The organism is Streptomyces canus (assembly GCF_041435015.1).
Classification (GTDB): domain Bacteria; phylum Actinomycetota; class Actinomycetes; order Streptomycetales; family Streptomycetaceae; genus Streptomyces; species Streptomyces canus_G.
Window position 1 is genome coordinate 9,897,301 of record NZ_CP107989.1, and the last position, 12,114, is coordinate 9,909,414.

General features: G+C 70.2%; 13 protein-coding genes. 12 read left to right on the plus strand and 1 reads right to left on the minus strand.

Annotated features, from left to right (window positions below):
- Positions 1–34 precede the first annotated feature (34 nt).
- From OG841_RS45105 to OG841_RS45160, 12 genes are all read left to right on the plus strand, one after another.
- Positions 35–1,318: an acyl-CoA dehydrogenase family protein gene (locus OG841_RS45105; protein ID WP_371570087.1), complete on the plus strand. Its 1,284-nt coding sequence runs from the start codon at positions 35–37 to the stop codon at positions 1,316–1,318.
- A complete protein-coding gene (locus OG841_RS45110) occupies positions 1,315–2,091 on the plus strand; it encodes an SDR family oxidoreductase (RefSeq protein WP_328636044.1) in 777 nt (258 codons plus the stop codon). The genes OG841_RS45105 and OG841_RS45110 overlap by 4 nt, the downstream gene beginning before the upstream one ends.
- Positions 2,088–2,864, plus strand: coding sequence for an SDR family NAD(P)-dependent oxidoreductase (locus tag OG841_RS45115; RefSeq protein ID WP_371570090.1), 777 nt, complete (start codon positions 2,088–2,090; stop codon positions 2,862–2,864). Before OG841_RS45110 ends, OG841_RS45115 begins: the two co-directional genes overlap by 4 nt.
- Before the next feature lie 296 nt (positions 2,865–3,160).
- A complete protein-coding gene (locus OG841_RS45120) occupies positions 3,161–3,943 on the plus strand; it encodes an enoyl-CoA hydratase/isomerase family protein (protein WP_371570091.1) in 783 nt (260 codons plus the stop codon).
- Between the two features lie 46 nt (positions 3,944–3,989).
- The gene (locus OG841_RS45125) at positions 3,990–5,138 is read left to right on the plus strand and encodes an acetyl-CoA C-acetyltransferase (RefSeq protein ID WP_328636041.1); all 1,149 of its coding nucleotides are present in this window, start codon (positions 3,990–3,992) and stop codon (positions 5,136–5,138) included.
- 105 nt (positions 5,139–5,243) lie between these two features.
- Complete coding sequence (locus tag OG841_RS45130) at positions 5,244–5,864, plus strand: TetR/AcrR family transcriptional regulator (protein ID WP_280859957.1); 621 nt, start codon at positions 5,244–5,246, stop codon at positions 5,862–5,864.
- 165 nt (positions 5,865–6,029) lie between these two features.
- Entirely contained in the window at positions 6,030–7,235 is a 1,206-nt protein-coding gene (locus tag OG841_RS45135; protein WP_328636040.1) for an ABC transporter substrate-binding protein, read from the plus strand.
- Positions 7,236–7,282: 47 nt separating this feature from the next.
- Positions 7,283–7,642, plus strand: a complete 360-nt coding sequence (locus OG841_RS45140; protein WP_328636039.1) for a nuclear transport factor 2 family protein — start codon at positions 7,283–7,285, stop codon at positions 7,640–7,642.
- Between the two features lie 45 nt (positions 7,643–7,687).
- Positions 7,688–8,074, plus strand: coding sequence for a hypothetical protein (locus OG841_RS45145; RefSeq protein ID WP_328636038.1), 387 nt, complete (start codon positions 7,688–7,690; stop codon positions 8,072–8,074).
- Positions 8,075–8,140: 66 nt separating this feature from the next.
- Complete coding sequence (locus OG841_RS45150; RefSeq protein ID WP_328636037.1) at positions 8,141–8,461, plus strand: EthD domain-containing protein; 321 nt, start codon at positions 8,141–8,143, stop codon at positions 8,459–8,461.
- A gap of 145 nt (positions 8,462–8,606) precedes the next feature.
- Positions 8,607–10,106, plus strand: coding sequence for a class I adenylate-forming enzyme family protein (locus tag OG841_RS45155; RefSeq protein WP_328636036.1), 1,500 nt, complete (start codon positions 8,607–8,609; stop codon positions 10,104–10,106).
- Positions 10,107–10,210: 104 nt separating this feature from the next.
- A complete protein-coding gene (locus OG841_RS45160) occupies positions 10,211–11,251 on the plus strand; it encodes an MBL fold metallo-hydrolase (protein ID WP_328636035.1) in 1,041 nt (346 codons plus the stop codon).
- A gap of 80 nt (positions 11,252–11,331) precedes the next feature.
- Here the strand turns inward: OG841_RS45160 and OG841_RS45165 are convergent, their stop codons facing one another.
- Complete coding sequence (locus tag OG841_RS45165; RefSeq protein WP_328636034.1) at positions 11,332–12,090, minus strand: SDR family NAD(P)-dependent oxidoreductase; 759 nt, start codon at positions 12,088–12,090, stop codon at positions 11,332–11,334.
- Positions 12,091–12,114: the final 24 nt, after the last annotated feature.

Consider the following 12,114-nt stretch of genomic DNA (forward strand, 5'->3'; position numbering starts at 1 on the left):
ACCCACAGGCACACCCCAGCATGAGGAGCAACTCGTGGATTTCGGATTCTCGCCCCGGGCGAGTGAACTCCAGGACCGTATGCGGTCGTTCATGGAACAGCACGTCTTCCCCGCGGAGGCCGTCTACGACCGGCAGCTGGCCGAGGCGGACGACCCGCACGCGCTGCCACCGGTGATGACCGACTTGAAGGAGAAGGCACGCGCCGAGGGCCTGTGGAACCTCTTCATGGCGCACGGCGACTGGGGCGCCGGACTCACCAACCTCGAATACGCGCCCCTCATGGAACTGGCGGGCCGCTCCATCATCGGCCCTGAGGTGTTCAACTGCTCGGCACCCGACACCGGCAACATGGAACTGCTCGCGCTGTACGGCACCCCCGCACAGCAGGAACGCTGGCTGCGGCCCCTGCTGGAGGCCGAGATCCGGTCCAGCTTCGCGATGACCGAGCCCGAGGTCGCCAGCTCCGACGCCCGCAACATCCGCACCCGCATCACCCGCCACGGCGACAGCTATGTCGTCAACGGCCGCAAGTGGTACACCTCCGGGATCCTCGACCCCGACTGCAAGCTGATCATCCTGATGGGCAAGACCGACCCGGACGCGCCCACCTACCGCCAGCAGAGCATGCTGCTCATTCCCCGCGACACACCGGGCGTCACCGTCCTGCGCGACCTGCCGATGTTCGGCTACACCGACCGGTGCGGCCACGGCGAGGTGCTCTTCGAGAACGTCCGCGTACCCGTGGAGAACATCCTCGGCGGTGAGGGCGACGGATTCTCCATCGCCCAGGGCCGGCTCGGCCCCGGACGCATGCACTACGCGATGCGCGCCGTGGGTTTCGCGGAACGCGCCCTGCAGCTGATGTGCGAACGCGCCACTGAGCGTGTCGCCTTCGGCGGGCCCCTGGCGGATCGCGGCGTGGTGCGCGAGTGGATCGCCCGCAGCCGCATCGAGATTGAACAACTACGGCTGCTCGTCTTGAAGTCGGCATGGCTGATGGACACCGTCGGCAACGCCGCCGCCCGGATGGAGGTCGCCGCGATCAAGGTGGCGGCGCTGGAGGTCGCCCACCAGGTGGTCGACCGCGCGGTCCAGGCACACGGCGCGGCGGGGGTCAGCGACGACACCGTACTGGCCCGGCTGTTCTCCATCACCCGGGCACTGAAGATCGCCGACGGGCCCGACGAGGTGCACCTGCGCACGGTCGCCCGCCAGGAACTCGCCCGGTACAAGAAGTCCGATCCGAAGGCCGAACGGCAGACCGCCGACTCGAAGGCCGAACGGCAGTCGGCCGACACGAAGGCAGGGGCAGCGTGAGCGCCAACACCCTCGACGGCAAGGTGGCCGTCATCACCGGCGGATCCCGCGGCATCGGCCTCGGCATCGCCGGCGCCTACCGGGCGGCCGGCGCGCACGTGGTCATAGCGGCCCGGAAGGCTGCCGGACTGGCCCAGGCACGCGAGGAACTGCTGCGCGTCAAGGGCGACGGCGACCTCCACACCGTGGTGGCCAACGCCGGCGAGCCCGACCAGGCCGAGGCCTGCGTCGACGAGACCATGGCCCGCTTCGCCCGCGTCGACATCCTCGTCAACAACGCGGCGACCAACCCGTACCACGGCGACCTGCTCGACCTGGACCTGCCGCGGGCGGAGAAGACGGTCCGGGTCAACCAGTACGGGATGATCGCCTGGACCCGCTGCGCCTGGCGCGCCTGGATGGCCGAACACGGGGGAGCGGTCGTCAACATCGCCTCCGTCGGCGGACTGATCGTCGACCCGCACATCGGCTACTACAACGCCACCAAGGCGGCCATGCTCCACATGACCCGGCAACTCGCCTACGAACTCGGGCCGCGCGCACGGGTGAACGCCATCGCCCCCGGCCTGATCAAGACCGAACTGGCGCGTGCGGTGTGGGAGGTCCGCGAGCCCATCCTCACCGCCAAGCTGCCGATGCGGCGCCTGGGCACCGTAGAGGACGTGGCGAGCGCTGCGCTGTTCCTCGCCTCCGACGCCTCCTCCTGGATGACCGGTCAGACCCTGGTGCTCGACGGGGGCGCGACCGCACTGCCGATCGGGGTGGACGAGTGAGCGCGCCGCGACCCGCCGGTGATCTCTTCTCGCTGGAGGGCAGGACCGCCATCGTCACCGGTGCGTCCGCGGGGCTGGGCGCCCGGTTCGCGAGTGTCCTCGCGCAGGCCGGCGCCACCGTGTTCGCCGCCGCCCGCCGCGTCGACCGGCTGAAGGAACTCGCGGACTTTGACGCGCGCATCCACCCGGTCGCCTGCGACGTGGCACGGGAGGCCGACCGTACGAGGCTCATCGAGACGGCGCTGGCCACCACCGGTCGCATCGACATCCTGGTCAACAATGCCGCGAGCCCGGGGGAGACCCGTGCCGAGAACGAGTCCCCGGACGCCTTCACCGACGTCCTCGGCGTCAACCTCACCGCGCCGTTCCACTTGGCCCGGCTGACAGCAGAGGCCCCGGCCCCGGCGAGTGGCGGCAGGAGCGTCATCAACGTCTCCTCCATCCTCGGCCTGGTCTCCGCAGCACCTCTCGGCGGCGCGAGCTACTCCGCGTCCAAGGCCGGCCTCATCGGCCTGACCCGCGAGCTGGCCGGACAGTGGGGCCGTAGCGGAACACGCGTCAACGCACTCGCCCCGGGCTGGTTCCGCACCGAGATGACCGCGGACCTGTTCGGCGACGAGCGCTCCAGCCGCTGGGTCGAACGCAACACCCTGCTGCACCGCGGTGGCGACAGCCACGAACTCGACGGCGCACTGCTGTTCCTGGCCTCGGACGCGTCCTCATACTGCACCGGCCAGGTCCTGACGGTCGACGGCGGATGGACCGCGCGGTGACGGACGTCGGATCGGGTGTGGGGAGCCAGACGGCGGCGGGCGCCGGACCGGGCGTGGGGGAGCGCGCGACGGTGGGCGCGGGATCGGGATCGAGGGACGGCGCGGTGGCGGCCAACGAATCGGGCGCTGTGGATCGTGTGACGGGGGATGTCGGTCCGGGTTCTGCGGATCGTGAGTCGACGGGTGTCAGCCGACGTGCTGTGGATCGTTCGGCGGGGGACGTCGGTCCGGGTGCCGGGGATCGCCCTACTACGGACATCAGCCGGCGTGCAGCTGATCCCGCGGCGAGTGTCGGCGTGGAGATCCAGGACGACGGCCTCGCCCGCGTCACGCTGCGCCGGGGCCACGCGGGCAACGCCATCGACCTGGAGACCGCGCGCGGGCTCCTCCACGCGGCACGGGCATGCGAACGTGCGGCCGTACGGGCCGTGCTGCTCACCGGTGAGGGGAAGGCGTTCTGCGTCGGCGGCGACCTCAGGGAGTTCTCCCGGCTCACGGGTGAAGCCCTGGCGAAACACCTCGTCGCGGTGACCGACGCCCTGCACGACGCCCTGCGCACGTTCGCCGCGATCGACGCGCCCATGGTGACCGCCGTCCAGGGAGCCGTCGCCGGCGCGGGCATCGGCCTCGCCGTGGCCGCCGACGTGACACTCGCGGCCGACGACGTCACGTTCACCGCCGCGTACACCGGTATCGGTTACTCGCCGGACGCCGGGGTGAGCTGGCAGCTGCCCCGCCTCGTCGGGCCCAAGCGGGCGGTGGAGCTGCTGCTGACGAACCGCCGTGTACCGGCGAGGGAAGCCGCCACGATGGGCCTGGTGAGCCGTGTCGTCCCGTCCGGCGAACTGTCCGCCGAGGCCGAGCGGACCGTCGAGGCCCTGCGCCGCGGCCCCACCTCCGCCTTCGGCGCCACCCTCCGCCTCGTCGCCTCCGGTCAGACCGCGGATCTCGCCCGGCATCTCGACGACGAGGCCAGGGCGCTCGCCGCCGCGGCCGCCTCGGACGAGGGCCGTGAGGGCGTCGCCGCGTTCCTCGACAAGAGGGCGCCGGACTTCACACGCATCCCGTCCAGGCCCTGATCAATCGACGATCACCCAACTCATCCCCGAACCAAGGGAGCCCACCGTGTCGGAAGCATTCATCGTCGGGGCCGTCCGTACCCCGGTCGGCCGCCGCAAGGGCACGCTCAGCGGCGTACACCCGGCCGATCTCGGCGCCCATGCGCTGCGTGCCCTGCTGGAACGCACCGGAGCCGACCCGGACGCGGTCGACGATGTCTACTTCGGCTGTGTCAGTCAGATCGGGGCCCAGACCGGAAACATCGCCCGCACCGCCTGGCTGTCTGCGGGGCTGCCCCAGCACGTCCCCGGAACCACCATCGACCGTCAGTGCGGCTCCTCCCAGCAGGCCGTGCACTTCGCCGCCCAGGCCGTCGGCTCCGGTGCGGCAGACCTGGTGGTCGCGGGTGGGGTGGAGGTGATGAGCCTGGTGCCGATAGCCAGCCCCATGTTCGTCGGCGAACAGGCGGGTATGGGCAGTCCCTTCGCGGGGGACGGCTGGCGCGAACACTTCGGGGAGCAGGAGGTCTCGCAGTTCCGTGGGGCCGAGCTGATCGCCGAGAAGTGGGGCGTCTCCCGCGAGGACATGGAGCGGTTCGCGCTCACCAGCCACCAGCGGGCGCTCGCCGCGCAGGCCGGCGGAGCCTTCGACGAGGAGATCACCCCGGCCTTCGGACTCGCCGCCGACGAGGGTCCGCGCGCCGACACCACGCTCGAGAAGATGGCGGGACTGAAGACCCTCACCGAGGACGGGCGGCTGACGGCCGCCGTCGCCAGCCAGATCTCCGACGGTGCGGCCGCCCTGCTCATCGCCTCCGAGGACGCGGTCCGCCGCCACGGTCTGACCCCGCTGGCCCGCGTGCACACCATGGCAGTGGTGGGCTCCGACCCGATTCACATGCTGACCGGCCCGATTCCGGCCACCGAGAAGGTCCTGGACAGGGCCGGCCTGACCATCGACGACATCGACCTGGTCGAGATCAACGAGGCCTTCGCCTCCGTCGTCCTCGCCTGGCAGAAGGAGATCGGTGCCGACCAGGAGCGGGTCAACGCCTTCGGCGGAGCGATCGCGCTCGGGCATCCGCTCGGCGCCACGGGCGCCCGGCTGATGACCACGCTCGTCCACCAGCTCCGCAGGACCGGCGGCCGTTACGGTCTGCAGACGATGTGCGAGGGCGGCGGGATGGCCAACGCGACCGTACTCGAACGCCTCTGACCGGCCATGCTCGAACGTCTCTGACCGGAACCGATTGGCAACTGAGTTCAACTTGGGTCTACTCTCGGGTACGGACACGGTGGGTGACGGCCATGGAGAGGGAGCATGACGAGGATCGTTGAACCGGAGGCGGGACCGCGGTCCAAGCGCGCGGCCATTCTCACGGCCGCGGTGGACTGCTTCGGTGAGACAGGCTTCGAGGCCACCAAGTGGTCGACGGTGGCGGAGCGCGTCGGCATCGGGCAGACGGCCCTGTACCACTACTTCGAGTCGAAGACTCACTGCCTGCTCACCATCATGCGGGTGGAACTGCAGCGCTCCCACGACCGGTTCGTGGAGGCGACGAAGGACGCCGCGGACCCCGTCGAGGCGCTGCGGGCCGCGGTCCGCGCGGCCTACGACGTGTCCCCGCAGGAGGTTCTGCAGATGCGCATTCTGCAGAACCACATGGATCTCTTGTCCGGTTCGCGCAGGTCCAAGCGCGAGGAGGACGAGCGGGTCGCGGCCCGCCAACTGGTCCAGGTCGTCGAACGGGACTGGACGAATCTGCTCGTCAAGGGCATGTCCCAGGGCTCCTTCCCGCTGCGGGACGCACAGCTGCTCGGTGCGAGTGTGCTCGGGCTGATCGTCAGCGTGTGGCGGTGGTACCGGCCGTCGGGACCGACCCCGCTCGCGGAGGTCAGCGAGCTGATCGAGGGCGCCTGCGTCCGGATGGTCGCCTCCTGACGCGCTGAGCGGTCACCGCACCTCGCGGCCCTCCGACGGACCCCCCGTCGGAGGGCCGCACTGCTTTCTCCGTACGTGACGAGCCATTGCCAGGGCTGTTTCCTCGGGATTAAAATCCAAACTGAACTGAACTGAACTTAACTCAGGTTGATCTGAGGAGGGGTCTTGCGACGACGCACGACACGCTCGCTCATCGCCGCAGCCACCGCCCTGCTCGCCCTGGCAGCGAGCGCCTGCGGCACCCAAGGCCCCGCGGCGCGGGACGACGTCATCAGGATCGGCGCGTGGTACCCGCTCACGGGAGCCGTCGCCTCGTTCGGCATCCCCGAGAGAGCCGGCGCCGACGCGTACTTCAAGTCGGTCAACGCCCGTGGCGGAATCAACGGACGAAAGATCGACTGGGTCGTCAAGGACAACGCCTTCGATCCGCAGCAGACCGTGCAGATCGCCCGCCGGCTCGTCGACCAGGACGGAGTGGTCGCGATCGTCGCCACCAACGGCACCGCCCAGTCCCAGGCCACCTTCCCCTTCGTCCTCGAGCAGTCGAAGGTCCCCGTCCTCAACACCCTGGGCGGAGACGCGTCCTGGTACCAGCCGGCCCGCGACGGCCTGTTCGGCATGCAGACGCTCTACGAGGACCAGGCATCGGCGCTCGGGCAGTGGGCGGCGCAAGACGGGGCGAAGAAGGTGCTCGTCGTGCACAGCGACCCGGCGGCGTTCGTCAACGTCGCCAAGGAGATCGGCCCGGCCGCCCGCAAGACCGATCCGTCGGTCCGGGTCAAAAGCCTGTCGGTCAAGTTCCAGACCACCGACTACAGCCCGGTGATCAGCAAGGTGAAGCGTGAGAAACCCGACGCCGTCGTGGTGATCCTCGCCGCCGCCGAGGCCGCGTCCTATCTGAAGGAAGCCAAGCTGCAGGGGCTGTCGACCCCCGTGTACGGCTACGCTCCGGTCGCGGCACAGTCCACCCTCACCCTGGCGGGCAAGGCGGCCGAAGGTGTCAAGGCGGTGCAACTGGTGAAGTCACCCCACGACGGCGACCCGGCCATCAAGGAGTTCCGCTCCGCGATGGCGAAGTACGAGCGCGGGCAGCCGGCCGACTTCATCACCCTGTGGGGCTGGGCAGCGGCCAAGGCGTTCGTCGAGATCGCCCGGACCATCGACGGTCCGATCACGTCCGAGGCGCTGACCGCCGCGTACAAGAAGGCCCGAGCGGTCGACACCGGCGTCGCACCGGTCCTGAACTTCTCCGCGGAGCACCACCTCGGCACCCGCGACGTTCAGAAGGTCGTCGTCAGGGGCGGCCGTTGGGAGTCGCAGGGGGACTTCTTCACCCCGCCCTCCCGTGACGGAATCCCCGATCGCGACTGATACCCCCCGCGGCTGAAACCAGCCTTCCCCGCATGGAGAGGACTCCCATGGACGGCGTAATCCTCGACTACATGGCCCGTATGGACAGCGACGACCCCCGTCGGGCACTCGAACTCCTCGAGCCGGACTTCCGATTCCTGATCGCCCTGCCCGGCCGTGAGGCGACGGGAACCTCCAGGGACGACTTCGCCGACTACATCGCCGGCCGCAACGCCGTCGAGAGAGGACACACCATCCTCCGGCACAGCTCCGACGGCGATCTGGAGACCGTGTACGGAGTGGTCACCGAGTCCGGGAAGACCGTCGGCTCCTTCCTCTCGGCCGCCGTCGTCACCCCCGACGGGCGCATGGCCCGCTACCAGTCGTACTTCAGCACCACCTACGACCTCATCGACCGGCCGGACTAGCCGCGCCCCTCCCCGGCAGCCACCCACCCATTTCCGGGAGCCGACATGACCGACACCTCCACCGACGCCGCCCCCGCACCCTTCCTCACCGAGTGGTTCGACATCCTCGACAGTGACGAACCGACCCGGATCCTCGACCTGATCAGCGACGACTTCACCCTCTCCATCCTGTTCTCCACCGGCGACGGCAACGCGACCGACTTCGCCGGGGACCGTGCCGCCCTCGTCGGCTATCTCGAACAGCGAGAGAAGGGCACCCGCACCCACCATCTCCTGTCCGCGACCACCCTCGGCCAGGACGAACTCTTCCTCGGCGAGGTGCGGCGCGGGGGAGTGCCCGAGGCGAGCTTCGTCGCCGCGGGCCGGGTGGACGACCACGGACGTCTGCAGCGCCTGCTGATCGGCCGGTCGTCCGAGATCCGCTTCACCTGAACCGTACGACCGGATTCAGCTGCACCTGCAAGCTCCGCTTCGACCGGACACCCACGGAGGACCGCCATGTACAACCTCGTCCTGCTGGCCGCGAGGCCCCCGGAGTGGACCCACGAGCAGTTCATCGACTGGTGGCGCGGCGACCACGCGGAACTGACCTACCGCCTGCCCGGTCTTCGCACCTGGCGCCACACCGCGATCGACCAGGCGCTGGAACCCCGCTCGGAGGGCTGGGACGGGATCTCCGTACTCAGCTTCGACTCCCCGCAGGACCTGAAGAAGGCCCTCGCAAGCCAGGAGTGGGCGGACGCGATCGCGCAGGTCGGGGACATGAAGGGCCGCCGCATCGCGGTGATGGGGCACGAGGCGCAGCTGTTCGGCGGCTGAGACCACCGGAACCACCGGAGAGCGTCCTCCAGTCCCGTCGGCACGGTGCACGTCGGGCATGCACCACAGCGTTCATCACAGAGTTCACGACCGCGTTCATCACACAGTTCTTCACGGAGTTCGGCCGGCGTAGCGAGGAAGCGGGATGCGACAGGTAGTGCGGGAGTTCCAACAAAGGGCCGAGCAGGCGGACTTCGTCGCCGTCATCGACGACGAGGGCAGTCATATGGCGCGCGAGCTGCTCGCCGAGGCCGGGCGGCTCGCCGAGGCGATGTTCCCCGGCGGCCCGGGCGGCACGGTCATGCTCCAGGCCGACAACTCATGGCGTACCGTCGCCGGCTCCCTGGCCGTGGGACTGCGCGGCGGGGTCCTCGCGGTCGTCAACCGGCACACCACCCAGGCCGAGTTCGCCGCGGCCTACGAGGACATCCGTCCCGACGCGATCGTCGCCGAGGCTTCAGCGAGCGACGCATGGGGACTTCGGGAGCTGCTGCCGGGCCCGGTGGACATGGTGCTCGACGGCTGGACCTGCCGTGTGACGCCCGGTCCGCGTGAGGTGTCACGGTGGTCCGGAGGCGTACTCATCGGCCTAACCTCCGGTTCGACCGGGCGGCCCAAGGGCGTGGTGCAGTCCGAGGAGGCCCTGCGGTACGCCTGCGCCAGCACGATCGACGTCAACGGCCTGGCCCCCGGCGACGCGGTGGCCGCGATCGTGCCGCTGTCGTCGACGGCCGCCTACTGCTTCGGCGTCCACCTCTCCCTTCTGCTGGGCGGCCCACTCGTCCTGACCTCGAAATGGGACCGGGCCCTCGCGCTGCGGCGGATGGCCGAGACCGAGGTCCGCTGGACCATGTGCGTGCCGACGATGGCGCTGCAAATGGGGGCCGAGGCGGCCGGATCCGGCATGCTCTCCGGAGTCCGCGCCATCACCGTGGGCGGCGGCCCCATGGACCGTGGCGCCCTGGCGCGTGCCGAACGGTCACTGGGCACCAGGATCCTGCGCGTCTTCGGCATGTCGGAGTGCCTCGGCCACACCTCACCCCGCCCCGACGACCCCGAGGAGATCAGGCTGGGCAGAGACGGCCGCCCCTTCCCCGGCACGGACCTGCGCGCACTGACCCCCGACGGTGCCGTGGCCGGACCGGGCGTCACCGGCCGGGCACAAGTCCGCGGCCCCTCCCTGTTCGTCGGCTACGCCCGCGACGGCCGGGCCGAGCGGCCGGAGCTGACCGAGGAGGGCTTCTTCCCGACCGGTGACCTGCTGCTGACCCACGAGGACGGCACCGTCAGCATCATGGGCCGCGAGAAGGACATCATCATCCGCGGCGGCCGCAACATCGACATCACCGAGATCGAACGGGCGGTCGCCGGGTACCCGCGGGTGGCCAGGGCCTGCGTCGCCGCGGTCCCGGACGAGGTGCTCGGCGAACGCGTCGCGCTGCTCGTCGTCACCGAGGACGGACACGGCATCGACCTGGCCGAGGTGACCGGACATCTGGAGAGCGTCGGACTGTCCAAGGCCAAGTGGCCCGAGTTCGTGTACGACGTCGAGGAGTTGCCCCAGACCAAGGTCGGCAAACTCGACCGGAGAGGGGCCCGCGACCTCGCCCACCGGCTACGGACGGGCGCACCCGACTTGGCCTGATCAAAGGCGATCCGGCCTGATCAGAGGACAGTCCCGGAGGGGTCGCACCCCGCACGCCCCGCCGGGTCCGATCCCCAGCGAAACAGAAGCAGCATTGGAGCATCATGACAGCGCGGTTCGACCAGGGCCCATGGGCCGCAGCCGGAGTCCAGACCGTCCAGCCCGGAGTGCACCGCGTTCCCCTGCCACTGCCCAACGACGGCCTGCACGCCGTCAACGTCTATCTGCTGGAGAACCTCGCGGAGGACAACGGCATCGTCATGATCGACGGGGGCTGGGCGATCCCCGAGGCGCGCAAGGCGCTCGAGGAGGCGCTGGCCGCCGTCGGGCGCGACCTCGGCGACATCAGCCACATCCTGGTCACCCACATCCACCGTGACCACTACACCAACGCCGTGGAGCTGCGCCGACTGCTGGGCTCGCGGGTCTACCTGGGCGCGGGCGAACGGCCGGGCCTGGAGATGCTCGACCGGCTGCGCAGCGACCAACCCGCCGGCTCGCTGGAGACGCTGCGCAGGGGAGGAGCGGCCGAACTCGCAGACGAAATCCGGGCGATGGACCACGGCGGCTACGACCCGAGTGTGTGGGAGGCCCCCGACCAGTGGCTCGGCGCGGAAACGCTCCGCTTCGGCGAGCACGAACTGCGCGTCGTACCGACTCCCGGGCACACCAAAGGACATGTGGTCTTCCTGGACGAACAGCGCGGACTGCTGTTCGCCGGCGACCACGTCCTTCCGCACATCACGCCCTCCATCGGCTTCGAGCTGACCGAGGCCGGCGGGCGCCCCCTCGCCGACTACCTGGACTCGCTGCGGCTGATGACGCGGTACGCCGACACCCGTCTGCTGCCCGCGCACGGCCCCGTCACCGACAGCGCCCACGCCCGCGTCGCCGAACTGCTCACCCACCACGACGACCGGCTGGCCAAGAGCCTGACAGCGCTGGGGGAGGACACCCTCGACGCGCACGCGGTGGCACGAAAGCTGGGCTGGACGCGCCGCGAGGTGCCGTTCGCAGACCTCAACGCCTTCAACCAGATGCTCGCCGTGAACGAGACGGCGGCCCACCTGGACGTCCTGGTGCTGCGCGGACGCGCCACGGTGGCGTTCGTGGGCGGGGTGAACCAGTACACGCGCGTGCGCTGACACGCCACGTGCACGAAGGAGGGGCTCGGCCGTCGCCGCGCCCCTCTTTCCCTTTTCAGGGCACCTTCAGGGACCCTTCGTCAGCGGGCCGTCCAACCGCCGTCCACGTACAGCTCGGATCCCGTGATGAAGGTCGCGTCCTGGGAGGCCAGGAACGCCACCGCGCCCGCGACCTCGTCGGGCCTGCCCAGCCGCCCCATCGGGGTGCCCTCGACCATGGCGGTGTGCCGGGGCGTGCCCCGCCACAGTTCCCGGGAGAGGGGCGTCTCGATGAAACCGGGGTGGATCGAGTTGACGCGGACGCCGCGCGTGGCCCAGTGAAGTGCCGCGTTCTTCGTCATCAGGCGGACCGCGCCTTTCGCCGCGTGGTACGAGAACTGGCTGCCGAAGCCGCCGACCGTACCGAAGATCGACGCGATGTTGACGATCGAGCCGCCGCCGGAGCGTTCGATCGCGGGACCGCCGTGCTTCATGCCGAGCCACACACCGCCCTGGGTGACCGCGATGACCTTGTCCCAGGACTCCTGGGTCTCCGTCTCCACCGTCCGCATCTCGGCGATACCCGCGTTGTTGACGAGCACCGACAGCCCGCCCAGCTCGTCGACCACCCGCTCGACCGCGCCGCGCCACGCCTCCTCGTCGCTGACGTCCAGCGCGAGGCCCAGCGCCCGCGCCCCGTCACTCGTCAGCTCCTTCGCCAGGTCGTCGCAGCGACCGGCGTCCACGTCCGTCACCACCACCGTCGCGCCCTCCGCGGCGAGCCGGTGCGAAACGGCATGTCCGATGCCGCCGGTCGCACCGGTGACCAGGGCGATCCGTCCGGACAGTCGGTCTCCCACGGGCTCTCCTCGGTTCGGTGTGGC